Below are 26,708 nucleotides of genomic sequence, written 5' to 3'. Positions count from 1 at the left end.
GCATGACCACCGTGGCCATGATCGAGACACGCACTACGGAAGCGGAATTCGCCGACGGTCCCGCGTTGCGGGAGGCGCTGCGCGGCGCGGATTACATCGCGGATCCCGACCTGGCCACCGTGATCCACCTGTCGACGGTGCTCGGCCGGCCCCTGCTGCTGGAGGGGCCGGCGGGCGTCGGAAAGACCGAGCTCGCCAAGGCGCTGGCTCAGGTCGCCGGCCGTCGGCTCATCCGGTTGCAGTGCCACGAGGGGCTCGACGACAGCCGGGCGCTCTACGAGTGGGACTACGCGCGGCAGCTGCTCCACGTGCAAATGCTCCGCGACCGGATCGGTACCGAACTGGCAGGCTTCGACACCCTGGAGCAGGCGTCGGCGCACTTGGCCGCCAAGGACTTCGGCCTCTATTCGGAGACCTTCCTCGCGGCGCGCCCGCTGCTCGCCGCGATCCTCTCGGAGGAGCCGGTGGTACTACTGGTCGACGAGGTGGACCGCACCGAGGAGTCGATGGAGGCCCTGCTGCTCGAGGTCCTGGCGGAGAATCAGGTGACGGTGCCCGAGATCGGCACCTTCGCCGCCCGCACGCGGCCGTGGGTCGTGTTGACCTCCAACGACACCCGCGAGCTCAGCGCCGCCCTCAAGCGACGCTGCCTGCACTACCACCTCGGCTACCCGGCCGCGGACCGCGAACGTGACATCGTCGCCGCCCGCGCCCCCGAGGTCGAGCCCGCCGCGGTCGCGGAGGTGGTCGAGCTCGCGGGCCGATTGCGGGACCTGCCGCTGCGCAAGAGTCCGTCGATCTCCGAGGTGATCGACGCGGCCCGCATCGCGGCCGTGCTGGCCGGCAGCGGAACCGCGCCGGCCGAACGGCCGGAGCTGCTCTACGCCGCGCTCCTCAAGTACTCGACCGACGTGGACCTGGTGCGGACGCGGGACGCGGGCGCACCGTCGGGTCCGGTGGAGGCGACGGGCCGGCCGGACCGGACGACGGTGGCGTCGAACCCCTCCAACACCACGACGGCCGTCTTCCGCGGGCACGGGGGCCGGGGCCGTGGCGGCAACTGAGACCGCGGGCCTGCTCGACGTCGTCGCGGCGGCCTTCGGCGCCCGGCTGCGCGCGCACGGCGTCGGCGCCTCCCCCGCCGAGGTGATCGAGGTGCGGCGCGTGCTGGCTCTCTACGGGGCTCGCGACCGGGCGCGACTCGGCGCGGGCCTGCGGGCGACCTGCGTCAAGTACGCGCACGAGGACGCCGGCTTCGACGCCGCGTTCGCCGAGCTCTTCGCCGATGCACCGCGCGCCGTCGACGCTCCTGATCGCACTCCGGCACATGCGCCCCTCACCGGCGGCCTCCCCGAGGACCTGGTCCTCGACCCCGACGGGGAAGTGGGCCGCTACGCCGACTACAACGAGCGGGCCGCGGAGGTCGGCGACCTCGTCGTCGACACCCCCGAGGCGGACGAGGGCTTCAACCCGCACAAGGACGACGACGACTTCTCGGTGACGTCGGCGGCGGACGCGGAGCTCGCGGTCTCGGCCGAGGACGGCGGTCGCCGCGGCGTCAGCTACACCCTCGACGTGGCGCGGGCCGGGACCGCCGAGGTCGGGGCGCTGTCCGACGGTGCCGCGATGGCCGCGTCCGGCACGCTGCGCTGGGACGATCCGGCGGCGATCCTGGCCTGGCTGGACCGCTACGACCCGAGCCGCGTCTACGCCGACGCCGGACCGGAACAGGAGCTCACGCAGGCCACCGCGGAGCGCCTGGCGGCGGCGCTGAGCGCCTTCGTCGAGGCCCTGGCCGCGGCAGGCCAGGCCCCGCCCGGGCCGCCGGGCGAGGTCGAATCGCGCCCGCACGCCGAGCTGGAACTGGCGGTGCACGAGGTGCTGCGCCGCATGCGCGGCGCGCCCCGCGAGCGGGTGCGCTACCACGGTCACGGCCGGCTCGACCTGCGCGCGACCGCCCGGACCGCGCAGCGCACCGAGGGCGTCCCGTTCCGCCTCGCCACCCGGGTCCCCCGCCCCGACCGGCTGCGGCTGTTGATCCTCGCGGACGTCTCGCTCTCTGTGCGACCCGTCACCGCGTTCGTCCTGCGCCTCGCGCAGTCCCTCCGGCGACGCACTGCGCGGTGCGAGGTCTACGGCTTCGTCGACCGGCCGGTGGACGTGACCGACGCTCTCCTGCCCGGCGCGGGCGACGACGCCCTCGCCCGCGTCCTCGCCGACCCCGAGATCGACCTCGAAGCCTCCAGCGATTACGAACGGGTCTTCGCGGAGCTGCTCGCGGCGCCCGCCGGGCTCACCCGGCGCACGTCTGTGCTCATCGTCGGCGACGGGCGCTCGGGCGGCCTACCCGACGGTGCCGAACACCTCGCGGAGCTGCGACGGCGGGTGCACCGGCTGGCCTGGATCACGCCCGAGCCGGAGCGCTACTGGGCGCAGGCCACGTGCGCGATGCCCGCCTACCGCGAGCACTGCGACGCGGTCGTCACCGCCCGCGACGCGGACCAGCTGATCGAGCGGGCGGCGGACCTCGGGAACGCGCTGCGCTGACGCGTACCTGCCCGATCGGACAGGTACCCGCCCCTGCGAACGGCCCGCCGCCGGCGCCCCGGGCTGACGTAACATGGGTCACATCGATCCATTGAGGAGCAGCCCGTGAAACACCTCGATGATCGCCCCGCGGCCGGCCCCGATCAGCGCGCCGCGATGATGCCGTTGGTATCCCGGGAGGTGCCGCGCACCGTCAAGTTCCACGCCCCGGAGATCGTCTTCGGCGTCGACTCCCTCGGCGAGGCCGCCCACGCGGCGGTGCGCCTCGGCGCGGTGCGGCCACTGCTCGTCACCGACCCGGGGCTGATCGAGGCGGGCTGGGTCGACGAGCTCCTCGTCCACCTGCGCGACGCCGGGCTGCGGCCCGAGGTGTTCAGTGCGGTGACGCCGAATCCGAAGGACCACGAGGTCGCCGCCGCCTTCGACCGGTACGCCGAGGCGGGCTGCGACGTGGTGCTCGGCATCGGCGGCGGGTCCGTCATGGACGCGGCGAAGGGCGTGGCGATCCTCGCCACCAACGGCGGCCGGATCCTCGACTACGTGGGCGTGGACCGGGTGACCCGCCCCATCCCGCCGACGGTCATGGTGCCCACGACCGCGGGGACGGGCGCCGACGTCTCCCAGTTCTGCATCGTCACCGACACCGAACGGGCCACCAAGGTCACCATCCTGGGCCGGGCACTGGTCCCGGACGTCACCGTCATCGACCCGCGGCTGCTGACCACGATGCCGGAGTGGCTGGGCGCGGCGAGCGGCCTCGACGCGCTCACGCACGGCGTGGAGGCGTACGTCTCGCTCGCGCACAACCCGCTGACCGACCACCACGCACTGCGGGCCGTCGGCCTGGTCTCGGAGTCCCTGACCGCGAGCATGGCGAACCCGCGCAGCATCTCCGCCCGCCTGGTCATGGCGCAGGCCAGCCTCGAGGCGGGGATGGCCTTCACCAACGCGATCCTCGGTGCCGCGCACGCGATGAGCCACCAGGTGGGCGGGCTCCTGGACATGCCGCACGGCGTCATCAACGGCATCCTGCTGCCGCACGTGGTGCGGTTCAACGCCGCGGCCGATCCCGCGCCGTACGTGGCGATCGCAGCCGGGATGGGGCTCGACGAGCAGAGCGCGCCGGCCGCGGAGGCGGCCGCCGCCGTCGCCGACCGGGTCGAGGAGCTGGCGCGGGAGGTCGGCGTCCCGCGGGGCCTGTCGGAGCTCGGCGTGCCCGAGGACGTCCTGCCGCGCCTGGCCGCGCAGAGCCTCGACGACTCGTGCATGACGACGAATCCGCGGGCGGCGACGGTCGCCGAGATCACCGAGCTGTTCCGGGCGGCGATGTGACCGCCGAATCCGACCTCGCCGCGCTCACCGGGCTCCGGTCGGGCAAGAGCAGCTACTACCCGCAGTACCGCGGGGCGGTAGAGCGCGCCGAGCGCGTGCTGCACGCGCTGGACCTCATCGCGGGCGCGCTGGTGCGCACCGTCGAGGGGCCGGAGACGCTCGTGTGCTCGGTCGCGGAGGTGGCGCGCGAGCACCTGCGCGCCGACTGGGTGGTCTTCGCGCTCACCGACGGCCGGCTCACGGCCGCCGGGATGCGGCGGCTCGTGCTGGGCCCCGACGGCATCCCGTACCTGGTGGACCGAGTGACCGGCCCGCCGCTGCCCTACGAGGTCGTCGACTGCCTCGAGCGGATCCGCGACCCCGCGACGGTCTCGGACCGGACGTCGCTCGAGGGGCGGCACGCGTTCGTGCCACTCGTGCTCGACGGTGCGGTGGTCGGCGCGATCGCCGCCTGGGTGCCCGACGGGCGCGAGCTGGACGGCACCGACGCCGCAGTGTTGAGCATCCTGGCCAGCCAGACCGCGGTCGCGCTGCACAACGCGGCCCTCTACGAGGGCATCGCGACGCTGCTCACCCGCTCGGAGCAGGCCCACGCGCAGGCCCGGCGGACCGCCGCCGACCTCGCGGTGCGCAACGCGGAGCTCATCAGCACGCAGCGCGAGCTCGGCGTCGCCCAGCGGCAGCGCGTGCTCGACGACGAGCGGCACCGCATCGCGCGCGAGCTGCACGACAGTGTCACGCAGGCGGTGCTCTCCGCGGGCATGCAGATCGAGGTGTGCCGCAGCGACATCCCCGCGGCGGAGCGCGCCGAGCGGCTCGACCTGGCGAAGGAGATGACGCGACGCGGGGTGGAGCAACTGCGCGCGGCGATCTACACGCTGGGCAACAGCCACGACCACGAGGACGCGGCCTTGCCGGAGATGCTGCGGCGGCTCGGCGTGGTGCACGAGCCGGACGAGCTGACCGTCTCGGTCCGGGTGCGCGGCGAGATCCGCGAGTTGCCCACGGCCGTCGATCACGCGCTGCTGCGGATCGCGGGCGAGGCGCTGTTCAACGTCGCCGTCCATGCCGAGGCCACCCGCGCGGTGGTCTCCCTGCGGTACGGGCCGGACGCGGTCGAGCTCGCCATCGACGACGACGGTGCAGGCGATCCCGCGGCGCTGCGCTCCGCGCTCGCCACCAGCAGGGAGCGCGACCTCGACGGCCACGGGCGCGGGCTGGCCAACATGGCCGCGCGGGCCGCGGAATGCGGTGGACGGCTCGCGATCCGGCGGTCCCGGATCGGCGGCGTCCGCGTGCAGGTCGCGCTACCGGTGGAGGAGGAGTCGTGACGGAGACGCGGGAACGGACGGAGCGGTCGCGGCTGGTGCTGGTCGACGACCACGCCATCCTGCGGCAGGGGCTGCGGTCCGTGCTGGAGCGCGAGCCCGACCTGGAGGTCGTGGGCGAGGCGGTCTCGCGCGCCGAAGCGCGTACGGTGGCCGAGCACGTGCGGCCCGACGTGATGGTGATCGACCTGAAGCTTTCCGGCGGTTCGGAACTCGAGGGCCTGAGCCTGTGCCGCGACCTCACGGCGGCGCACCCGGAGATCGCGCTGCTCGTGCTCACCACGTTCCTCGACGAGCGGCTCGTGGTGGAGGCCGTCCAGGCCGGCGCTCGTGGCTACGTGGTCAAGGACGTCGACACCACGGAGCTGGTGACCGCCATCCGGTCGGTCTCGCGCGGGCAGAGCGCCTTCGACTCCCGCACCGCCGTGGCCGTGGTGCGAACGCTCGCGGGCGGCGCGCCCGACGACACCCTCACCGCCCGCGAGCTTGAGGTGCTGCGCCTGTTGGCGAAGGGCCACTCCAACAGCCGGATCGGCGAGCAACTGTTCATCTCGCCCACCACGGTCAAGTTCCACGTGAGCAACCTGCTGCGCAAGCTGGGCGTGAGCCGCCGCACCGAGGCGGCGTACGAGGCCAGCAAGCGCGGGATCATCTAGCGAGCGTCACCGGTCGAGAACGAGCCACCCGCCGTGGTGCTCGGAGACCGAGAAGTCGAGGCCGGTCGTGGCGCCGAGCTCGCGCAGCGCCGTGGCGGTGAAGGTGCGCACGTGCCCGTACCGGGCGTCGGGCTCGTCCTCGTAGGGCACCGCGACGATCACGCGGCGGCGGGCCAGCCGCACCGCCTCGGCGAGGATCGCACGCCCGGCCGGGGGCGGCACGTGCTCGAGCAGGTGCAGGGCGGTGACGGTGTCGGCGTACCCGTCGGGCAGGCCGGTCGCGGCGGCGTCCGCGGCGAGGGTGCGCAGCGTGGCCCCGAGGTCGGGAGCGACCCGCGCGAGCAGGTCCATCGTGCCCGGGCACAGGTCCGAGGCGGTGACCCGCCGGCCGCGGCGGGCCGCGCGCAGGGCGAAGAAGCCGAAGCAGGAGCCCAGGTCGAGCAGCGAGGCACCGAGCAGGAGATCCTCGGCGCGCCGATGGACGGGCGCGAAGGGCGTGCATCCGAACTCGAGATCCGCGAGGGAGTTGCGGTAGTAGGTGAGCCAGGCGGAGTCCGCGGCGTCGACGGTGCTCCGCACGGCTCCCACGACGAGCCGCTCGAACTCGTCGACGGTACGCGGCGCCGCGACGGCCGCGAGGCGCGCCGCGAGGGAGTCACGCAGGTGCTCGGGCCGCAGCCGGTGCCGCAGGTGCACCCGCCCGCCCGCGCGTTCGACGGTGACGAGCGCCCCGTCGGGCCCGGCCGACCGGGACACGGTCACTGTTCCGTCCGACCAGGTTCCGGGTCGCTGCGGGGCGAGCACATCGATCATCCTCCGAGCGTAGGAACGCCCGTGGCGCACCGCGCCGGGCCGACGGCGGGGCGGAGGCCTACCCGGTCGGAGGGGACGCGCCGGCCGTCACGGCCAGGTGATCACGCCGCGCTGGAAGGTCTGGGAGAACGTGCTCCCGGTGCGGATCTCGGGACCGGTCGGGTAGCCGTACTTGCCGGACTCTCGCTTGTCGGCACTCCACTTCACGAGGATCTCGCCCCACACCGGCCAGGCGCCGGACGCGGGCGACCAGTAGATCACGCCGCCCTGGAAGGCGTTCATCGCGCCGGTGACGGCGTTGAAGGGGCCGCGGGACTGCAGCTCGTCGGTGGTCGGGTAGCCCAGCGGGCCGTTCTCCCAGCGGTTCTCGCCCCACTTCGCGCGAATGGCGCCGCCGATCTGGTGGGCGTTGCCGCCGTCGGCACCGGGATGCCAGTAGAACGAGGACTGGTTCTTGAAGGTCTGGAACTTGCCGCCGCGACCGGCGTTCGTCTCGGGGATGAGGGGCACGCCCCACGTCGACGGTCCGCCCGTCGCGAAGTAGGAGACCTCGATCTGGCCCTTGACGAGGAACCGGCCGACCTGCTGATCGGCCTTGGCGACCGCGGCGACGGTGCCACTGATTCCGACGGCGACGGCCGCCGCGGCGACGGCGCCCCGGACCCAGGCGCGACGGTGGCTGTTCGACGAGACGTGCGTGGTCATTCCTGCTCCTTCAGTCCGTACCTCCCGAACATCATGAATCACACAAGTCACACAAACAACAACAATCACTGGTGTGTCGCCGGGCGTGTGCGCGGCGACACACCTACCGTCAGTACTGCCAGGAGCCCAACGCGTCCAGGTTCCGCGTGTCGGGCGGCCCGAACACCTTGACGTCGGCCTCGGAGCGGAAGGGGCTCCAGTCCTGTCCGGGGACGCCGGACCTGATGAACTCCATCCAGCGCCCGTGGATGTCGTCCGCCAAGGCCTGCGGCGCGTCCTCCCCCGCGTACATCGCGAAGCCGGGGTCGGCCACGTTGTCGAAGGCGAAACCGAGGTCCAGCGTGTGCATAGCCGTCTTCGTGTGCACGCTCGACGGCCACGTGAAGTAGTAGGCGTAGCAGTTCTCGCCCTGCCCCCGCTGCGCCGCGTAGCTGGGGCCGCCGAATGCGCCGTCGGACAGCAGCTCCAGCACGATCTCGCCCGGAGTCAGCGTGTCGCCGTGCACCTTCCGGTAGGCGCCCACGATCGGCGCCGTGTCGCCGAACGGGCGCAACAGCACGTCGAGCGCCTTGAGCGGGTTGTCCCCGGGGACGAACTCACCGAAGACCCGCCAGAAGTCGGACTCCTTGTGATTGTTGCCGATGATCATCCGGACCGGCACCGGCCCCTTCGCCAGGCGGCTCACCGGGTTCTCGGTGAGCAGGTCGCCGTCGACCACGGGCGGGAACAGGGTGAGCACGTTGTGCGGGCTCAGCTTGTGCAGCAGCTTCGCCACGGCGGCCGCCGACTCCCGCGGATCCTTCTCGCGCAGCGCCTCCGCGGTCAGGTGCAGGCCCAGGGCCGCCTTGAGCGGGTCGGCGAGCTTCGCCGCCGTCGGCACGTCGGCGGCCACGCCGATGCCGGATTCGCAGATCACCTGGTGGAACAGCTTCCCGGCGAACTCGGTGGTCGCGAGGGACGACACCGACATCGACCCGGCGGACTCGCCGCCGATCGTCACCCGCCCCGGGTCGCCGCCGAACGCGGCGATGTTCGCCTGCACCCAGCGCAGCGCCTGCAGTTGGTCGTGCAGCCCCCGGTTGTCGGGGGCGTCCGGCAGGTGGGTGAAGCCCTCGAGGCCCACCCGGTAGTTCGCCGAGACGTACACCGCACCGTCGCGCGCGAAAGCGGTCCCGTCGAACAGCGACTGGGCGGTGTTGCCCATGGCGAACGAGCCGCCGTAGATCCACACGTAGACGGGCAGCGCATCCCCCGGCTTCGCGTCGGCCGGGGCCCAGACGTTCAGGGTGAGCCAGTCGTCGCCCTCGATCACCGGGTAGGTGTACGGCTCCGGCAGCTCCATCGACGGCGGCGGTGTGGGCCCGAACGCGGTGGCCTCGAAGACCCCGTCGAACGGATCCGCGGGCTCCGGGAGCGCGAACCGCCGCTCCCCCACCGGGGGCTTGGCGTACGGGATCCCGAGGTACCGCGCGACACCTCCCACCAGTGCGCCGCTGATCTCGCCGGCCGGACACGCGACCCGGGGTCCACTCACTCCGTACCACCCTTCGTGAGGGCCGGCGGTCGCCCGGACGGCCCATTGTCAACAGTTGTCCTTTGCGATTCAATCAGAACTCGCGACGCAGCGACGGCTTTGCGACCGACCGATGCACACCTGCGGCACTTCCGGGCCGCGGCCACATGTCGGAGGGCTGCGCCATGATGGACCCATGCCGGACGCCCTCCGGGCGTTCACGCCCGCCACCGCCGAATGGTTCGCCGAGTCCTTCGCCGCGCCCACCGCGGCGCAGGCCGGCGCCTGGCGCTCGATCGCGCAGGGGAACAACACGCTGGTCGTTGCGCCCACCGGCTCGGGCAAGACCCTCTCGGCGTTCCTCTGGGCCCTCGATCGGCTCGCGGACCGCCCCGCACCGTCGGAGTCCGACGGTCCGCGCGGCACCTCCGTGCTCTACGTCTCACCGCTCAAGGCCCTCGCGGTCGATGTCGAGCGCAACCTCCGCGCGCCGCTCGCGGGGATCGCCCGGGTCCGGGAGCGCCGGGGCGAGCCGGCTCCGGTGGTCACCGTCGGCGTGCGCTCGGGCGACACGTCGGCGCAGCAGCGGCGGCAGCTCGTCCGCAGGCCTCCGGACATCCTCATCACCACGCCCGAGTCGCTCTTCCTCATGCTCACCTCGCAGGCCCGCGAGACCCTGGCGCAGGTGGGCACCGTCATCGTCGACGAGGTGCACGCCGTCGCGGGCACCAAGCGCGGCACGCACCTCGCGCTCTCGCTCGAGCGCCTCGACGAGCTGCTGGACGAGCCCGCCCAGCGGATCGGGCTGTCCGCCACCGTCGAGCCGGCGCAGGAGGTGGCGGCGTTCCTCGGCGGCCCGCGGCCGGCGACTGTCGTGCGCCCGCCGTCGCAGAAGGAGTTCGAGCTCACCGTCACGGTGCCGGTCCCGGACATGACGGAGCTGGACGTGGTCTCGGACGATCCGGACGATCCGGTGCAGCAGGGTTCGCTGTGGCCGCACGTCGAATCGTCCATCGTGGAGCTCATCGAACGGCACCGCTCCACCATCGTCTTCGCCAACTCCCGTCGGCTCGCGGAGCGGCTCACGGCCCGGATCAACGAGCTGGCGTCGGGCGTGCACGCCGGCCCGCCGAACCCCGCGGTCGCGGGCGGCTCCCCGGCGCAGGTGCTGGGCAGCGGCCAGACGCACGGCGCGGAGGCGGTGCTCGCGCGGGCGCACCACGGCTCGGTGAGCAAGGAGCAGCGCGCGATCATCGAGGACGACCTGAAGTCCGGCCGCCTCCGCTGCGTGGTCGCAACGTCCAGCCTGGAACTCGGGATCGACATGGGCGCGGTCGATCTGGTGATCCAGGTGGAGGCGCCGCCGTCGGTGGCCGCAGGCCTGCAGCGCGTGGGCCGCGCCGGCCATCAGGTGGGCGAGCCCAGCCGCGGCGTCTTCTTCCCCAAGCACCGCACGGACCTGCTGCACAGCACCGTCACAGTGCAGCGGATGCGCGAGGGCGCCATCGAGAAGCTCGTCGTCCCCCGCAACCCGCTCGACGTGCTGGCGCAGCAGACCATCGCCGCCGCGGCGATGGACCGGCTCGACGTGCACGACTGGCTCGCCCTGGTGCGGCGGGCACATCCCTATGCCGCGCTGCCGGATTCGGCGTACGAGGCGGTGCTCGACCTGATCTCCGGGCGGTACCCGGCCGAGGACTTCGGGGAGCTGCGCCCGCGCGTGGTCTGGGACCGCGACGCCGGCACGCTCACCGGTCGTCCCGGCGCCGGGCGGCTCGCGGTCACCTCCGGCGGCGCCATCCCGGACCGCGGCCTCTTCGGCGTCTTCATGGTGGGCGAGAAGGCCTCCCGCGTGGGCGAGCTCGACGAGGAGATGGTCTACGAGTCCCGCGTGGGCGACGTCTTCGCCCTCGGCGCCACGAGTTGGAAGATCGAGGAGATCACGCACGATCGGGTGCTGGTCTCCCCCGCCTTCGGCCAACCCGGCCGGCTGCCCTTCTGGATCGGCGACACCGTCGGCCGCCCGGCCGAACTGGGCCGCGCGATCGGGAGGTTCACCCGCGAGTTCACCGCGCTGGGCGCGCCCGAGCAGCGCGCGCGGGCGCAGGACGTCGGCCTCGGCGAGTGGGCCACCGACAACCTCGTCTCGCTGCTCGACGAGCAGCAGCGGGCCACGGGCGTCCTCCCCACCGACCGCACGCTCGTGGTGGAACGGTTCCGGGACGAACTCGGCGACTGGCGCGTGGCGCTGCACTCGCCGCTCGGGATGAAGGTGCACGCGCCGTGGGCGCTCGCGATCGGCGCGCGGCTGAACGCCGCCCTGGGGCTCTCCGGCGCGGTCACCGCGACGGACGACGGGATCCTCGTCCGCCTGCCCGACACCGACGACGCGCCGCCCGGCGCCGAGCTCTTCCGCTTCGAACCGGACGAGATCGACGCCCTGGTCACCGAGGCCGTGGGATCCAGTGCCCTGTTCGCCTCGCGGTTCCGCGAGTGCGCCGCCCGGGCGCTGCTGCTGCCGCGCCGTGACCCAGGCAAGCGGGCGCCGCTCTGGCAGCAGCGCCAGCGCGCGAGCCAGTTGCTCGAGGTGGCGCGCGGCTACCCGCAGTTCCCCATCGTGCTCGAGGCGGTCCGCGAGTGCCTGCAGGACGTCTACGACGTCCCGGAGCTGATCGCCGTGCACCGCTCGCTCGAGTCCCGCACCGTCCGACTGGCGGAGGTGGAGACGGTCGCGCCGTCTCCCTTCGCGGCCTCGCTGCTGTTCAGCTACGTCGGCGCGTTCATGTACGAGGGCGATGCGCCGCTCGCCGAGCGCCGCGCCGCCGTGCTCAGCCTGGACCCGGCAGTGCTCTCCCAGCTGCTCGGCCGGGTCGAGCTCACCGAGCTCCTGGACGCCGAGATCCTCGCCGAGATCGCGGCGCAGCTGCAGCGCACGGCGCCCGGCTACCGGGCGCGGACGGTCGAGCAGGTGGCGGACCTGATCCGCGAACTCGGCCCGCTCACCCGCGCGGAGATCGACGAGCGCTCCGAGGGGGCACCCTCCGCGGTCGACGAGTTGCTCGGCGCGGGAAGGGCCTTCGCATACGGCGACGGGTGGGTCGCCGCCGTCGAGGACGCGGCGCGGCTGCGCGACGGTCTCGGCGTCCCCCTGCAGCCGGGCATCGCGTCCGCGTTCACGGATGCGGTACCGGACCCGGTCGGCGACCTGGTCGCCCGGTACGCCCGCCGGCACGGCCCGTTCACCGCCGCCGAGGTCGCCGCCCGCTACGGCCTGGGAGTCGCGGTGGTACAGCGCCCGCTGACCGAACTGGTCGCGTCGCGAAAGGTGATCGAGGGCCGCTTCGTCCCGGACGGCGAGGACGCGGGCGTCGACGGGGTCCCGCAGTTCTGCGACGCAGAAGTGCTGCGGCGCATCCGGCAGCGCAGCCTCGCCCGGCTCCGGCAGGACGTGGAGCCGGTGCCCGAGCGCGCCTACGCCGAGTTCCTCGCGGGCTGGCACCACCTCAAGGCCCCGCTGCGCGGGATCGACGGCGTCGCCGCCGTGATCGACCAGCTGGCCGGGGTCCCGATCCCCGCCTCCGCGTGGGAGTCTCTCGTGCTGCCGCAGCGCGTCGCCGATTACTCGCCCGCCATGCTCGACGAGCTGACCGGCACGGGCGAGGTGGTGTGGACCGGGCACGGAGCGATCGGCGCGCAGGACGGCTGGATCGCCTTCCACCCCGCGGATCTCGCGCCGCTCACCCTGCCCCCGCCGGGCGCGCTCGACACCGCCGCGGCGCACGAGGCGATCGAGGACGCGGTCCGTGGCGGCGGCGCGTACTTCTACCGCCAGCTCACCGGCGCCACCCCGGAGGCGCTGTGGGACCTGGTGTGGGCGGGCCGGCTCACGGGCGACACCTTCGCGCCGGTCCGGGCCCGGCTCGCGGGCGGGCGCCGCGCCACCGCGCATCGCACGCCGCGGCGCGCTCCCCGCGCGCGGTTCCGCGTCGCGGTGGACCAGTCGCCGCCCATGGTCGCCGGCCGCTGGTCGCTGCCGCCCGCGCCGGCGGAGGCGAGCGCCACGGAGCAGTCCGCCGCCCTGGCGGAGCAGTTGCTGGAGCGGTACGGCGTGGTGACCCGCGGCGCCGTGATGGCCGAGCACGTCGAGGGCGGTTTCGCCCGGATCTATCGCACCCTGGCCGCGTACGAGGAGTCCGGGAAGGCGCGGCGCGGCTACTTCATCGAGCGGCTGGGGGCGGCGCAGTTCGCGCGGGGCGGCACCGTCGACGCACTGCGCGACGCGGCGTCCGCGCTGGAGCGGGCCCAGGAGCGGGGCGAGGCGTCCGCGCTGGTGTTGGCCGCCACCGACCCCGCCAACCCGTACGGCGCCTCGCTCCCCTGGCCGGAGACGCCCGACGGTGCCCGGCCCGGCCGCAAGGCGGGTGCCCTCGTCGTGCTGGTCGACGGTGCGCTCGCGCTGTTCGTCGAGCGCGGCGGCCGCACCCTGCTGACCTTCACCGACGCCCCGGACGCCGCCCTCACCGCGCTCGCGGGGGCGGCGCCGCGGCTCGGCGGCCTCACCGTCGAGAAGGTCGACGGTGACCCCGCCCTCACCTCGCCGCTGGCCGGCGCGCTCGCGGCGGCCGGCTTCGCGCGCACCCCGAAGGGGCTGCGCGTGCGCTGACCTGCGGGAGTCACTGCAGGAGAAGGCCGATCCGCGCGGCTGCGCCGGCGACCTGTGGCCCGAGCTCGTCGAAGCGGTCCTCGACCAGCCGGCTGCTCGGACCGGACACCGAGATCGCACCGACCGGGGCTCCGCCGTGGTCGAGGATGGGGGCGCCGATCGAGCTGATCCCCACGGACAGCCCGCCGACGTTCGTCGAATAGCCCCGCCCCGCCACCTCCGCGAGCACCTCGCGGAGCCGGCCCGGGTCCGTGATCGAATCCGGCGTCGACGCCACCAGCGGTCCGGCGAGGTACTCGTCGATGGTCTCCGCCGCGCACGCGGACAGGTAGGCGAGCCCGGTCGCGCTGGCGTGCAAGGAGATCCGTTCTCCCAGCGGCAGGAAGGCGCGCAGCGGGTGCGAGGTGTCCAGGCGCTCGATGAGCACCAGCGAATCGCCGTCGGGCGCGCACAGGTGGACGGTCTCCGTCGTCGCGAGCTGCAGCTCGTTCATGGTGGAGATCGCCACGTCACGCAACCCGCGCCCGACGCCGGCGCGACCGCAGACCGCGATGGCGCGATAGGTCATCTGCCACCGCGGCGGACTGCTCTCGGTAGGCGCGAGCCACCCCACCTCCTGGAGCGTCAGCAGGCACCGCTGGGTCGTGCTCTTGGGGAGCTCCACCGCGCGGGCGAGCTCGGAGAGCCCCACGGGCTGCATGCGCGCCACCGCCTCGAGCACCTTGAACGCCGAGACCACACTGTTCGTCGCCATTCCCTTGCCCCGCTCCTCGGTCGTGATCTACATTACATCCCGCTGGTCCATTCAGTAGTCCATTGTGCCACACAGTGGACCGATAGAGGAAGAGGTCCCCGTGTCAGCACAACTGATAGCGCTGGGAGTATTCGTCGCGATCTTCGCCCTGTCCGCCGCCCGGAACGTGAACATCGGGATCGTCATGTTCCCGGCGGCGTGCGGCGTCGGGCTCTGGGTCGCGGACATGGCGCTCAAGGACGTCGTCGCGGGGTTCCCGCTGTCCATCCTCGTGCTGCTCGTCGGGGTGACCTACTTCTTCGGCGTCGCCCACGCGAACGGCACCGTCGACTGGCTCATCGAATCCTCCCTCGCCCGGGTCGGCGGGCGGGACAAGCTCTTCCCCGTCGTCTTCTTCGTCCTCACCGCCGCGCTCTCGGCGATGGGCGCCCCGCTCGGCGGCCTGGTGATGGCGCCGATGGGCATGAGCATCGCGCACCGCCGGAACATCGATCCGATGCTCATGGCGCTCGCCATGGGCGCCGGCCTGAGCGCGGGCGCCTTCGCGCCCACCAGCCTGTTCGGCATCATCACCTGGGGCACCGCGGACGCCGCGGGCATCGCGCTGAGCCCGCTCCTGCTGTTCGGCGTCGCCGTCGCCGTCAACCTGGTGCTGGTCGCCGTCGCCTACGCCCTCTTCGGACGCTCGCGCGCCGAGCGCCGCACGCCCGCCTTCGCCGAGGCCATGGTCGCCCGCGGTGCCGCGCTCGCGGAGTCCGGCCAGACCACGCTCGCCGTCGACGCGGGCCCGGCCGCCGAGCCTGCGCGCCCCGGCAAGCCGACGCCGATCCAGCTGCTCACCGTCGTCGCCATGGCGGGCCTGGTAGGCACGGTGATCGCGCTCTCGGTCAGCGGCCTCGAGCCCGACATCGGCGTCCTCGGCTTCGCCCTCGGCGCCGTCCTCGCCCTCGTCGACCCCGCCGCGGGCAAGCAGGCCATGACCCGGATCGACTGGGGCTCCGTCCTTCTCGTCGGCGGCATCATCACCTTCGTCGGCGTGCTCACCCAGCTCGGCGTGGTGGACATGCTCGGCCGGCAGGCGGTCCACCTCGGGTCCCCGCTCGTCGCCGCGCTGCTGCTCTGCGCCGCCGCCGGCCTGATCTCGGCGTTCGCCTCCACCACAGGCATGCTCGCCGCGCTCGTGCCCCTCGCGCTCCCGCTCATCGCCGACGGCGGCATCCCGGGTTGGGCCCTGATCTGCGCGATCGGCGTGTGCTCGTCGATCGTCGACGTCTCGCCCTTCTCCACCGTCGGCGCGACCTACGTCGCCACCACCGTCGACGAGGCCGAACGGCCGCGCATGACCCGGCTGCTCACCCGCTGGGGCCTGTCGATGGTCGTCGCCGGCCCGATCGTCCTCACGCTCGTCCTCATCGTTCCAGGAATGGTGTTCTCATGACCGCTCTGCTCGCAGCCCTCCGCGACCGCACCCGTGCCGACGATCCGCGGGCGGTCACCGTCGACGGCCACAGCGTCTCCCACGCCCAACTGCGTTCCGCGGCCCTGTCCTTCGCGGCCGGGCTGAGCACCCGCGGACCCGTCGCGATCTGCGCGACGCCGACGCTCGAGACCGTCGTCGCCGTCACCGGCTGCCTCCTGGCCGGCGTCACCGCGGTGCCGGTCCCGCCCGACGCCGGCGCGGCCGAGATCGCCCACATCCTAGCGGATTCCGCGGCGACCGCCTGGGTCGGCGAGCCGCGCGAGCACGTCGGCCTGCCCGTCCACCGGGTCACCCCGGACACGGGATCCGTTCCGGCGCAGGAGGCGGAGACGGCCGACGACGCCGTCGCGATGATCCTCTACACCTCCGGCACCACCGGCGCCCCGAAGGGCGTCCTACTCAGCCGCGCGGCGATCGCCGCCGGCATCGACGCCCTCGCGGAGGCGTGGGACTGGACCGACCGCGACACCGTCGCCCACGGGCTCCCGCTGTTCCACACCCACGGACTCATCCTCGGGATCCTCGGCTCGCTGCACATCGGCTCCCGCGTGGTGCACACCGGGAAGGCCGTGCCCGAGCGGTACGCCGCGACGCCGGCCACGATGTACTTCGGGGTCCCCACCGTGTGGGGACGGATCGCCGCGGACGAGGCGTCCGCCCGCGCACTCGCCGACGCGCGGCTGCTCGTGTCCGGCAGCGCCCCGCTCCCCCTGCCCGTGTTCGAACGGCTGCGCACGCTCACCGGCCACGCGCCGATCGAGCGGTACGGGATGACCGAGACCATGATCACGCTCAGCACCCGCGCCGACGGCGAGCGCCGCCCGGGATGGGTGGGCTCCGCCGTCGACGGCGTCGACACCCGGCTGCGGGGCGAGGACGGCGCCGAGGTGCCCGCCGACGGCGAGAGCGTGGGCCGACTCGAGGTCCGCGGCCCCATGCTGTTCGCGGGGTACCTCGGCCGCCCGGAGGCGACCGCCGCGTCGTGGACCGAGGACGGCTGGTTCATCACCGGCGACGTCGCCGTGAAGGACGAGGCCGGGTTACACCGCATCGTCGGGCGGGAGTCCGTCGACCTCATCAAGTCCGGCGGCTACCGGATCGGAGCGGGCGAGATCGAGACCTCGCTGCTCGCGCGGCCGGAGGTCCGCGAGGTCGCCGTCGTGGGCGTGCCGGACGCCGACCTCGGGCAGCGGATCGTCGCATACGTGGTCGCGGCACCCGGGAGCGACGCGGACGCCGAGGCGCTCATCGCCCACGTCGCCGGCGAGCTGTCCTGGCACAAGCGGCCGCGGGTGATCCGGTTCGTCGACGCACTGCCGCGCAACGCGATGGGCAAGGTGCAGAAGGCCGCCCTGATCCGCGGCGACGGGTCCGCCGCCGACGCCGCCGGGCACACTGGGGCCATGGACCCGCTCCCCGTCGACCTGCCGTCCGACGCCGATCATCGCGCCGCGGAGGCCGCCTTCGCGGCCGCGGGCTGGGAGCGGTGCGGGGCCGGGGATTGGGCCGTCGCGCTGGCCTCGCCCGACGGTGCCCTCGTCGCGCGGATCAGTCCGTTCGACCCCGTCGGGCCGTACACCGCGGCGCTGTACCGGGAGGCGGCCGGCACCGGGCAGGTTCCCGTGTTGCACGCGCACCGCCGGCTGGCGGGCGGCGGCGACCTGCAGGTGATGGAGCGGCTCGCCGAGGCCCCGCCGGACGTCGCGGAGGCCTTCCATCGGTCGATCGCGGCGGGCGCGGAGGAGGTCGCGGCGCTGGCGGCCGTCGTGGGCCGGATCCACGCGGACGCGCTCCGGGACCTGCCGTGGTGCGGGCCGCTCGACACCAATCCGTCGAACGTCATGCTCCGTGCGGACGGCAGTCCCGTCCTCATCGACCCGTACTACGCCGACGGCCCGGATCTGTTCGCGACGGCGGGACGCGACCCCGACCTGTTCGTCACGCGGATCCCGGAGGCCCAGCGGCGCTTCCTCACCGAGATCCCGCTCGCCGCGTCCGGCCCCTGGCCCGAGGGCGAGCGAGAGGCGATGCGCGCCGCGCTCGCGGCGGCCGATGCCCGATCGGAGAAGATGGACCGATGAGCACCCCGCAGCAGCCCGTCGACCGCTACGCGCAGTTCCTCGGGATCGAGGTCACCGGGCACGGCGGCGGCCGGGCGGTGTCGACGGCGACCGTCACCGAGGACCACCTCAACCCGCACGACACCACCCACGGCGCCTTCGTCTTCGCCCTCGTGGGCACGGCCGTCGCCGCGGCGGCGAACGACGACGAGCACACCGGCGTCGCCAGCGCGATCCACATCGACTACCTGCGTCCCACCCGTCTCGGCGACGCCCTGCGCGCCGAGGCGAGCGTCGGCGAGCGGCTCCCCAAGGAGGACATCTTCGTCATCCGGGTCACCGACCCCGAGGAACAGGTGATCGCCCGCGCCACCGCCCGGTTCACCCGGCGCGTCCGCGCGCGCTAGCGACCTCGCCGTTCCGCCTCCCCGGCGGCACTGGAAGCGGAGTATGGGGAGGTATGACGAACAACGTGTACCGAGTCATCGAAGTCGTCGGCACCTCCACCGAGGGGTACGACGCGGCCGTGGCGAACGCGGTCGGCCGCGCCTCGCAGACGATACGGAACCTGGAGTGGTTCGAGGTGGTGTCCACCCGGGGTCACATCGAGAACGGCGCCGTCGCGCACACCCAGGTGACGGTCAAGATCGGCTTCCGGATGGACGGCGCCGACTGACCCGACCCCCGGATCAGCGGGCGAGCTTCTCCGCCTGCCGGACGAGCCCGTCGACGTTGCCGTCGAAGCCGCGGCGCAGGTGCGCGCCGAGCAGCGCGCCGACGAGCGGCGACAGCGGACCGTCGAGCTGGAAGTGCGAGGTGTAGCGCGACCGGCCGCCCCCGAGGTCGACGATGTCCTGCTCGCGGATACTGCGCAGCAGCCCGGCGGGCGCGGGCTTCATGGCGTACGCGAAGCCGCGGCCCTCGTCGACGGAGACGATGCACTCCTTCTGCGTCATCACCTTCGGGGGGCGCAGCGCCACCCGCATGGTGATCGCGCCGCCGGGCCGCAGGTCGCACGCGGCCTCGACGGCGAAGGGGTTCCACTGCCCGTAGGCGTCGAAGTCGGTGAGCGCCTGCCAGACGAGGGCGGGCGGGGCGGCGATCTCGCGGCTGTGATCGATGGTGAAGGCCATGCCACCAACCTAGAACATGTTCCATCCATTGCGAGCTGAGTCACAGGTAATGAGGTGGCGGAATATCTTCGCCGTAGTTACAGTTGCACCCTGCACGTTATTGCTTAGAGCTTTGAAGGAAGGTCCCGATGTCCGAGATCACGGCGGAAGCCGAACCACAGGCCTCGGCCCCCATGACGCACCGGGAGATCCTCGAGGTCATGGCGGGCCTGCTGGCCGCACTGTTCACGGCGCTGCTGAGCACCACCGTCGTCTCCACGGCGCTGCCGCGCATCATCGCCGACCTCGGCGCATCGACGACGGCGTTCTCCTGGGTGATCACCACCGCCCTCCTGGCGAACGCCGCGTCGACCCCGATCTGGGGCAAGCTGGCCGACCTGTTCAACAAGAAGGTCCTGGTCCAGGCCGCGATCATCATCTTCGTGGCCGGGTCGGTCCTCGCCGGCGCCACCCCGAACGTCGAGGTACTGCTCGTCGCCCGCGTGATCCAGGGCATCGGCATGGGCGGCCTGACCGCGCTGGTCGTCGCCATCATCGGCAGCATCGTCCCGCCCCGTGAGCGCGGCCGGTACTCCGGCTACATGGGCGCCGTCATGGGCGTGTCGATGGCCGGCGGCCCGATCCTGGGCGGCGTGATCACCGACCACATCGGCTGGCGCTGGTGCTTCTACGTCAGCGTCCCGCTCGCCGTCGCCGCGCTGATCCTCATCCAGCGCACGCTGCACCTGCCGTCGACCCGCAAGGACGACGTCTCGATCGACTGGCTCGGCGCGATGCTGCTGACCGCCGGCGTGTCCGTGCTGCTCATCTGGGTCTCCTTCGCCGGCAAGAACTACGGCTGGGTCTCCACGTCGTCGGCGGTGTACCTGATCACCGGCTTCGCACTGCTCGTCGCGACGGTGTCCGTCGAGCTGCGCGCCAAGGACCCGATCATCCCGATCGGCATCATCACCGAGCGCACCACCGCGCTCGCGATCATCGCCTCGATCGCCGTCGGCGTCGGCATGTTCGGCGCCATGTCCTTCCTCGGGCTGTACTTCCAGAACTCGCGCGGCTACAGCCCGACGATGGCAGGCGTCCTCACGATCCCGATGGTGGTCGGCATGCTGTTCTCGTCGGTCGCGTCCGGCCAGCTGATCACCCGGTTCGGTAAGTGGAAGCGGTTCGTCGTCGGCGGCGCGATCGTCATGGTCGCCGGATTCGCCCTGCTCAGCAGCATCGACCACCTGACGCCGATCTGGCAGGTGCAGGTCTACATCGCGATCATGGGCTTCGGCGTCGGCGCGCTGATGCAGAACCTCGTGCTCGCCGTGCAGAACACGGTGAGCGTGCAGAACATCGGCGCGGCGTCCAGCTCGGTCGCCTTCTTCAGGACCTTCGGCGGCGCGATCGGCGTCTCCGCCCTGGGCGCGATCCTCACCGCTCGCGTCACCGAGCTGGTGAAGGAGGGCGTGGTGGCGAACCACGTCCGCGATCCGCACAGCCCGCTCATCGCGGAGATCACCAACGCCGCGTTCGGCGACGCGACCGGCAGGATCTTCCTGGTGTCGACGGCGTGCGCGCTCGTCACGCTGATCGCGGTCGCGATGCTCCCCAACAAGCCGCTCCGCACCACGCTCGACCTGGAGCCCGGCGCTCAGGCCGCTCCCCAGGACGAGCCCGCGGACGGGCCCGCGATCACCGCTCCCACCAGCACGAACGACCTCGTCGGCGGTGCGGTGAAGGACAGCGGCAGGGCCCGCGTGGGGATCAGCAAGACCAACTAGGGTGTAACTGAAGGTGCGCAAGGGGCGGGTGAGGCGGCATAATCGCATTCATGATGCGTAATACCGCCTCCCTCGCCCTTCCGCTGCTCGCGGGTGCCGCGGTCCTCACGGCCGGATGCGCCGCCTCCGCCGGCGCCGATCCGGCCGCCTCGACCAGCGGCGCACCGGCCGCGTCGTCGGCACCGTCGAAGCCCGCGCTCGTGGGCTCGCAGTGGCGGCTCAAGTCCGATCCGACGGCCTGGTTCTGGGTCCGCGGCTCGAACATCACGGGCAACGATTCGTGCAACACCCTCACCGGCACCGCGACGTCGCTGGCCACCGCGGACCGCGTGGACTTCGGTGCCGGCCTCGCGGCCACGCAGCGCTACTGCACGGACCCCAAGGGCACGCAGACCGCGATCAGCGAGGCGCTCAAGGGCGAACGGATCTGGTCGCGCAACGGTACCGAGCTGGTGCTCACCGACCCCGACAACAACCGGGCGTGGACGTTCGTCCTGACGCCGGCGGGCGCCTCGTCGAGCGCCGCCCCCACCGCGAGCGCTTCGGCCGCGGCGACGACGAACCCCTCGGCGGCCGCCCCGTCGACGAGCATCACCGCCCCGTCGGGGACGCCGCTCACCCGCTGACCCGCGGCGTCAGTCCATTTCGCCGGCGGCCCACATCGCCGCGGCGACCTCGACCCGATTGCGCGCCCCCAGCCGGCGCGTGATCGCCCCGAGGTGCGTCTTGACGGTGCCCAGGCTGATCACCAGTTCGTCGGCGATCTCGGCGTTCGTGCGGCCGCGGGCCACGCACTGGGCCACCTCCCGCTCGCGTGCGGTCAACTCCGCGAGGGCAACGGCGGCCGCGGCGTCGCGCCGGCCGGACGCCCGGCTCCGCGCCAACAGGTCGACGGTCAGCTCCGGACTGATCAGGGCGTCCCCGGTCGCCGCGGCGCGGACCGCTGCGATGAGCAGGTCGGGGCCGGCGTCCTTGAGCAGGAAACCCGAGGCGCCCGCACCGAGCGCCGCGTCGACGTAATCGGGCTCGCCGAAGGTCGTGACGATGACGACCCGCGTCGACGACTCGACGACGCGCCGGCTCACCTCGATGCCGTCGAGGCGAGGCATCCGGATGTCGAGCAGGGCCACGTCGGGGCGCGTCTCGGCGATCACCGAGACCGCCTCGACACCGTCGGACGCCTGCCCCACGACCTCCATGTCCGGTGCCGCCCCGAGGATCATCGCGAACCCGATCCGCACCATCTCCTGGTCGTCGGCCAGTACCACCCTGATCGTCACGTCAGCGCACCCCGTGCAACGGCAGGGTCGCGCTGAGGCGCCAACCGCTCCCGTCGGGCCCGTAGCTGACGTCTCCCCCGACGGTGGCCGCCCGCTCCGTCAGGCCCGCCAGGCCCGTGCCCCCGCCCGGCCCGGGACCCGGGACCCCGCCGTCGGCCGGGCCGTCGTCGGCCACGTCGACCCGGATCTCCCGCGCGTTCCGTCCGACGGTGATCCGCACGCTCCCGCCGGGCGCGTGCCGCCGGGCATTGGTGACCCCCTCGGTGACCACGCGGTGTGCGACCAGCCGGACGAGGTCGGGCACGTCCTCGCCGTCCGCCGCGGGGTCGACCGCCACCGTGATCCGCTCCCCCGGCGTGTCCCGCGAGAGGTCGGCGAGCGCGGTGCGCAATCCGAACGTGGCGGACGCCGAGGGCGCGAGCGGCGCAGGGACGTCGGCGGGCTCCCGCAGGGTCCCGACCATGGCGCGGATGTCCGCGAGGGCGCGCGCGCCGCTGCGCTCGATCCGCTCGAGCGTGCCGGTGGAGTCCGAGCCCGCGGCGATCCCCGCCTGGGCCAGCACCACGATCCCCGTCACCTCGTGGGCGATGACGTCGTGCAGCTCGCGCGCCATCGCAGTGCGCTCCGCCAGCTGCACCTCCACCCGGGTCTCCTCGAGTCGACGCTCCGCCGTCCGGTGCCGGTGCCCGAACATGACGGCCGCGTTCACCGCGCCGGCCAGGAGGAAGGCGAGCACCAGGAGCCTCGGGTCCTCCACCGCCAGCGGGATGATGGGGACGACCGCGAGCACACCGGCCGCGAGCTCGAGAACCCCGTCGAGGGAGGTATCCGCGTACGACGCCGTGATCCCGGCGACGATCACGAAGATCCAGCTCGCCCCGGCGAGCCAGAGCGGAGTTCCGGAGGGGCCTGCGGCCGCCGCCGTGAACGCCACGGCGGCGACCACCGCCCCACCCCATGACCATGCCGCGTTCGCCCCGCGGATCTCCGCCCACACGGTGACGGCACCCCCCAGGGACGCCACCGCGTTCAGGACCAGGGACGGCGGGGTCGAGTCGATGACGAGGGAGATCGTCGTTCCGATCGCCCACCCTCCCGCGAGGACCAGGGCGAGCATGACCCGATCCGCTCGCGTCATGATCATGACGCGACTCTGCCGTAGCGCGGGCGCCCCCGACTCCACCGAAGGACCGAATCCCTCGAGGACGGCTGAGCCGTTCGGCCGAGACGGGCCGGGCGCGCGACGCACGGCTACTGCCGGAACGCCCCGTGCTCGACGCCGGGCACCGGCACGGGCTCGAGGATCTCGCTCCGCGCCTCGGGCGCGGCGGCCCGCAGGGCGTCGGCCGTCTCGTCGTCGGGCATGCCCTGCGATTCGATCTCGGCGGCGACGCGCGCCCCGTAGTTCTCGAGCTCCCGCGCGACGTCCGCGGGCGACCAGCCCAGCACCGGCGCGATGAGGTCGGCCACCTCGGCGGCGGCCTCGAGCCCGCGGTCCGGGTACTCGATGGAGATCCGCGTGCGGCGGGCCAGCACGTCCTCGAGGTGCAGCGCCCCCTCGGCCTTTGCTGCGTACAGGGCCTCCACCCGCAGGTACTGCGGGGCTCCGGCGAGCGGCTCCAGCAGGCCGCGGTCGGCCTCGGCCAGCGCGAGCACGTCGCCGATGAGCGACCCGTACCGATTGAGCAGGTGCGTCACGCGGTGCGGGTGCACGTCGTGCTCGCGGGCGATCGACGTGGTCTGGTTGGTGAGGGCGTAGTAGCCGTCGGCGCCGAGCAGCGGCACCTTCTCCGTGCAGGACGCCGGGATCTTGTGCGGCAGGTACGCCTCCGCGGCGTCGACGGCGTCGGATCCCATGACCCGGTAGGTGGTGTACTTGCCGCCCGCGATGGTCACGAGGCCGGGCGCGATGGCCGCCACCGCGTGCTCGCGCGACAGCTTCGACGTCTCGTCCGACTCCCCCGCCAGCAGGGGGCGCAGGCCCGCGTAGACGCCGGTGATGTCGTCGCGGGTGAGCTCGGTGATGAGCACCTTGTTCACATGGTCGAGGATGTAGTCGATGTCCGTCGCCGTGGCCGCGGGATGCGCCAGGTCGAGGTTCCAGTCGGTGTCGGTGGTGCCGATGATCCAGTGGATGCCCCACGGGATCACGAACAGCACGCTCTTCTCGGTGCGCAGGATCAACGCCACGTCGCTGACGATGCGGTCGCGCGGCACCAGGATGTGCACGCCCTTGCTCGCGCGGACCCGGAACCGGCCCTTCTGGTGCGAGAGGGCCTGCAGCTCGTCGGTCCACACGCCGGTGGCGTTGATGACGACGGTCGAGCGGACCTCGGTGGTGGCGCCGGTCTCGCTGTCGCGGACGACGACGCCGGACACCCGATCGGCCTCGCGGAGGAAGTCGACGACCTGCGTCGACGTGCGGACGACGGCGCCGTAGTGCGCCGCGGTCCGGGCGACGGTCATGGTGTGCCGGGCGTCGTCGACGACGGTGTCGAAGTAGCGGATGCCGCCGACCAGCGCACCGCGCTTGAGGCCGGGCGCGAGGCGCAGGGCGCCGGCGCGGGTGAGGTGCTTCTGCGCGGGGACCGACTTGGCGCCGCCCATGGTGTCGTAGAGGAACATGCCGGCGGCCATGTAGGGCCGCTCGATGACGCGCTTGGTGAGCGGCGCGAGGAAGGGCAGCGGCTTGACCAGGTGCGGCGCCAGCGTCGAGAGCGAGAGCTCGCGCTCGTGCAGGGCCTCGCGGACCAGGCCGAACTCCAGCTGCTCGAGGTAGCGGAGGCCGCCGTGGAACATCTTCGAGCTGCGCGAGCTGGTGCCCGACGCGAAGTCGCGGGCCTCCACGAGCGCCACCTTGAGACCGCGGGTGGCGGCGTCCAGGGCCGAGCCCACGCCGACGATGCCGCCGCCGATCACGACGACGTCGAACTCCTCCGCGCCGAGCCGGTCCCAGGCCTGCGCCCGGTACTCCGGCGACAGCAGCGACGCGGTGGTCGCGACACCCGCGGACGCCGCTCCGGAAGTGCCCGGAGTCGTGGCGGTTTCAGGGTTGGCAGCGTTCATCAGTGATCACCATGTCAGTATTCGGTCGTGGCTCTTTCCTCGCGCGACCCGCAGTTCGTCGCCGCAATCGATCAGGGCACCAGCTCGACGCGGTGCATCATCTTCGATCGGCACGGGACCATCGTGGCCTCCGAACAACGGGAACACGACCAGATCTTCCCACGCGGCGGCTGGGTGGAGCACGACGCCACGCAGATATGGGTGAACACGCGCCTGGTGTGCGCGGAGGCGCTCGCGGCCTCCGACCTCACCGCGACCGACATCGCGGCCGTCGGCATCACCAACCAGCGGGAGACGGTGGTCGTCTGGGACCGCGCCACGGGGGTTCCGATCCACAACGCCATCGTCTGGCAGGACACCCGCACCGACGCGCTGTGCGAGGAGCTCGCGGCCGTCGGCCTCGACGAGCCGGACCGCGACCGGTTCAAGGCCTCGTGCGGCCTGCCGCTGTCCACGTACTTCTCGGGCCCCAAGATCGCCTGGATCCTCGATCACGTCGACGGTGCGCGGGAGCGCGCCGAGCGCGGCGAGCTGTGCGCCGGGACCATCGACTCGTGGCTGGTGTGGAACCTGACCACCGACGACGACTTCGGCACCGGGACCGAGCGCAGCGACACCGCCCGCCCGCTGCACGTCACCGACATCACCAACGCGTCGCGGACGATGCTGATGAACCTGGCGGACGGCGCCTGGGATCCGGCGACGTGCGCGGCGATGGGGATCCCCATGGCGATGCTGCCCGAGATCCGCTCCAGCGCCGAGGTCTACGGCACCGTCCGCGAGCGCGGCGTCTTCGGCGGCGTGCCGATCGCCGGCATCCTGGGCGATCAGCAGGCCGCGATGTTCGGCCAGGCGGCGCTCGACGAGGGCTCGGCCAAGAACACCTACGGCACGGGCAACTTCCTGCTCCTCAACACGGGCGAGCGACCGATCTTCAGCGAACACGGCCTCCTGACGACGGTCTGCTACAAACTCGGCGACGAGGCCACCGTGTACGCGCTGGAGGGGTCCGTCGCGGTGAGCGGCTCGCTGGTGCAGTGGCTGCGCGACAATCTCGGCATCATCTCGGCGGCGCCCGAGGTCGAGGAGCTCGCCACCGGCGTCCCCGACAACGGCGGGGTGTACGTGGTGCCCGCCTTCTCCGGGCTGTTCGCGCCGCGCTGGCGGCCGGACGCCCGCGGCGTGATCGTGGGGCTGACGCGCTTCTCGGACAAGCGCCACATCGCGCGGGCCGCCCTGGAGGCCACCGCCTATCAGTCGCGCGAGGTCATCGAGGCGATGAACGGCGACAGCGGCATCCCGCTCACCGAGCTGCGGGTCGACGGCGGCATGGTCGTCAACGACACCCTGATGCAGTTCCAGGCCGACGTGCTGGACGTTCCCGTCATCCGGCCGCGGATCATCGAGACCACCGCGCTCGGTGCCGCCTATGCGGCCGGCTACGCGACCGGGGTGTGGACGCTCGACGAGATCCGTACCAATTGGGCGGAGGATGCCCGCTGGTTGCCGACGATGCCCGCCGACGAGCGCGAGCACCTGTTCGGCGAGTGGAACCGCGCGGTGGAGCGCACGCTGAACTGGGCCTGACCAGCGCGTGTTCATATAGTGAGAT

General features: G+C 72.9%; 20 protein-coding genes and 1 pseudogene. 13 read left to right on the top strand and 8 right to left on the bottom strand.

Annotated elements, in window-relative coordinates; translation table 11 throughout:
• Positions 1-2: 2 nt before the first annotated feature.
• The 5 genes from ACM9LD_RS00760 to ACM9LD_RS00740 all read left to right on the top strand — a co-directional run bounded on the left by ACM9LD_RS00760 (position 3) and on the right by ACM9LD_RS00740 (position 5,863).
• Entirely contained in the window at positions 3-1,064 is a 1,062-nt protein-coding gene (locus ACM9LD_RS00760; protein ID WP_415674907.1) for a MadB family AAA-type ATPase, read from the top strand.
• Positions 1,051-2,547 (top strand): MadC family VWA domain-containing protein, encoded by a 1,497-nt coding sequence (madC, locus tag ACM9LD_RS00755; protein ID WP_415674906.1) that lies wholly within the window; start codon positions 1,051-1,053, stop codon positions 2,545-2,547. Before ACM9LD_RS00760 ends, madC begins: the two co-directional genes overlap by 14 nt.
• Before the next feature lie 159 nt (positions 2,548-2,706).
• Positions 2,707-3,879, top strand: coding sequence for an iron-containing alcohol dehydrogenase (locus ACM9LD_RS00750; RefSeq protein ID WP_415675222.1), 1,173 nt, complete (start codon positions 2,707-2,709; stop codon positions 3,877-3,879).
• Positions 3,876-5,210, top strand: coding sequence for a MadS family sensor histidine kinase (locus ACM9LD_RS00745; protein ID WP_415674905.1), 1,335 nt, complete (start codon positions 3,876-3,878; stop codon positions 5,208-5,210). Before ACM9LD_RS00750 ends, ACM9LD_RS00745 begins: the two co-directional genes overlap by 4 nt.
• Positions 5,207-5,863, top strand: coding sequence for a MadR family response regulator transcription factor (locus ACM9LD_RS00740; RefSeq protein ID WP_415674904.1), 657 nt, complete (start codon positions 5,207-5,209; stop codon positions 5,861-5,863). Before ACM9LD_RS00745 ends, ACM9LD_RS00740 begins: the two co-directional genes overlap by 4 nt.
• 6 nt (positions 5,864-5,869) lie before the next feature.
• On the opposite strand, the gene mftM is transcribed toward ACM9LD_RS00740, so the two are convergent.
• The 3 genes from mftM to ACM9LD_RS00725 all read right to left on the bottom strand — a co-directional run bounded on the left by mftM (position 5,870) and on the right by ACM9LD_RS00725 (position 8,915).
• Positions 5,870-6,676, bottom strand: a complete 807-nt coding sequence (gene mftM / locus ACM9LD_RS00735; protein ID WP_415674903.1) for a mycofactocin oligosaccharide methyltransferase MftM — start codon at positions 6,674-6,676, stop codon at positions 5,870-5,872.
• Positions 6,677-6,763: 87 nt separating this feature from the next.
• Positions 6,764-7,381: an LGFP repeat-containing protein gene (locus ACM9LD_RS00730; RefSeq protein WP_415674902.1), complete on the bottom strand. Its 618-nt coding sequence runs from the start codon at positions 7,379-7,381 to the stop codon at positions 6,764-6,766.
• 109 nt (positions 7,382-7,490) lie between these two features.
• Positions 7,491-8,915 carry a carboxylesterase/lipase family protein gene (locus ACM9LD_RS00725; protein WP_415674901.1) on the bottom strand — a complete coding sequence of 475 codons (1,425 nt, stop codon included), beginning with the start codon at positions 8,913-8,915 and terminating at the stop codon, positions 7,491-7,493.
• A gap of 175 nt (positions 8,916-9,090) precedes the next feature.
• Between ACM9LD_RS00725 and ACM9LD_RS00720 the strand changes: the two genes are divergently transcribed.
• Positions 9,091-13,557 carry an ATP-dependent helicase gene (locus ACM9LD_RS00720; RefSeq protein ID WP_415674900.1) on the top strand — a complete coding sequence of 1,489 codons (4,467 nt, stop codon included), beginning with the start codon at positions 9,091-9,093 and terminating at the stop codon, positions 13,555-13,557.
• Positions 13,558-13,567: 10 nt separating this feature from the next.
• On the opposite strand, the gene ACM9LD_RS00715 is transcribed toward ACM9LD_RS00720, so the two are convergent.
• Positions 13,568-14,311, bottom strand: a complete 744-nt coding sequence (locus ACM9LD_RS00715; protein ID WP_415674899.1) for an IclR family transcriptional regulator — start codon at positions 14,309-14,311, stop codon at positions 13,568-13,570.
• A 100-nt stretch (positions 14,312-14,411) separates the two neighbouring features.
• On the opposite strand from ACM9LD_RS00715, the gene ACM9LD_RS00710 reads away from it, so the two are divergent.
• The 4 genes and pseudogenes from ACM9LD_RS00710 to ACM9LD_RS00695 all read left to right on the top strand — a co-directional run bounded on the left by ACM9LD_RS00710 (position 14,412) and on the right by ACM9LD_RS00695 (position 18,527).
• Positions 14,412-15,749, top strand: coding sequence for an SLC13 family permease (locus tag ACM9LD_RS00710; protein WP_415674898.1), 1,338 nt, complete (start codon positions 14,412-14,414; stop codon positions 15,747-15,749).
• Positions 15,746-17,149, top strand: a pseudogene (locus tag ACM9LD_RS00705) (acyl-CoA synthetase); the annotation flags it as partial. The gene ACM9LD_RS00710 and the pseudogene ACM9LD_RS00705, both read left to right, overlap by 4 nt.
• A gap of 719 nt (positions 17,150-17,868) precedes the next feature.
• A complete protein-coding gene (locus ACM9LD_RS00700; protein ID WP_415674897.1) occupies positions 17,869-18,258 on the top strand; it encodes a hotdog fold thioesterase in 390 nt (129 codons plus the stop codon).
• A gap of 53 nt (positions 18,259-18,311) precedes the next feature.
• The gene (locus tag ACM9LD_RS00695) at positions 18,312-18,527 is read left to right on the top strand and encodes a dodecin (protein ID WP_415674896.1); all 216 of its coding nucleotides are present in this window, start codon (positions 18,312-18,314) and stop codon (positions 18,525-18,527) included.
• Between the two features lie 13 nt (positions 18,528-18,540).
• On the opposite strand, the gene ACM9LD_RS00690 is transcribed toward ACM9LD_RS00695, so the two are convergent.
• Positions 18,541-18,984, bottom strand: coding sequence for an SRPBCC family protein (locus ACM9LD_RS00690; protein ID WP_415674895.1), 444 nt, complete (start codon positions 18,982-18,984; stop codon positions 18,541-18,543).
• 128 nt (positions 18,985-19,112) lie between these two features.
• Between ACM9LD_RS00690 and ACM9LD_RS00685 the strand changes: the two genes are divergently transcribed.
• Both ACM9LD_RS00685 and ACM9LD_RS00680 read left to right on the top strand, forming a co-directional pair.
• A complete protein-coding gene (locus ACM9LD_RS00685) occupies positions 19,113-20,750 on the top strand; it encodes an MDR family MFS transporter (RefSeq protein WP_415674894.1) in 1,638 nt (545 codons plus the stop codon).
• A gap of 50 nt (positions 20,751-20,800) precedes the next feature.
• A complete protein-coding gene (locus tag ACM9LD_RS00680) occupies positions 20,801-21,376 on the top strand; it encodes an META domain-containing protein (RefSeq protein WP_415674893.1) in 576 nt (191 codons plus the stop codon).
• Positions 21,377-21,385: 9 nt separating this feature from the next.
• Here ACM9LD_RS00680 and ACM9LD_RS00675 read toward each other — a convergent pair whose 3' ends face one another.
• From ACM9LD_RS00675 to ACM9LD_RS00665, 3 genes are all read right to left on the bottom strand, one after another.
• Positions 21,386-22,030: a response regulator gene (locus ACM9LD_RS00675; protein ID WP_415674892.1), complete on the bottom strand. Its 645-nt coding sequence runs from the start codon at positions 22,028-22,030 to the stop codon at positions 21,386-21,388.
• Position 22,031: 1 nt separating this feature from the next.
• A complete protein-coding gene (locus tag ACM9LD_RS00670) occupies positions 22,032-23,174 on the bottom strand; it encodes a sensor histidine kinase (protein WP_415674891.1) in 1,143 nt (380 codons plus the stop codon).
• 107 nt (positions 23,175-23,281) lie between these two features.
• Positions 23,282-25,096, bottom strand: coding sequence for a glycerol-3-phosphate dehydrogenase/oxidase (locus ACM9LD_RS00665; protein WP_415674890.1), 1,815 nt, complete (start codon positions 25,094-25,096; stop codon positions 23,282-23,284).
• 27 nt (positions 25,097-25,123) lie between these two features.
• Here ACM9LD_RS00665 and glpK point away from each other — a divergent pair, with 27 nt between their 5' ends.
• The gene (gene glpK, locus ACM9LD_RS00660) at positions 25,124-26,683 is read left to right on the top strand and encodes a glycerol kinase GlpK (protein WP_415674889.1); all 1,560 of its coding nucleotides are present in this window, start codon (positions 25,124-25,126) and stop codon (positions 26,681-26,683) included.
• Positions 26,684-26,708: the final 25 nt, after the last annotated feature.

The organism is Tsukamurella hominis (genome assembly GCF_965137015.1).
GTDB lineage: Bacteria > Actinomycetota > Actinomycetes > Mycobacteriales > Mycobacteriaceae > Tsukamurella > Tsukamurella hominis.
Note: the sequence above shows the minus strand (reverse complement) of the source record. Positions and strands in the feature narration are given on the sequence as shown.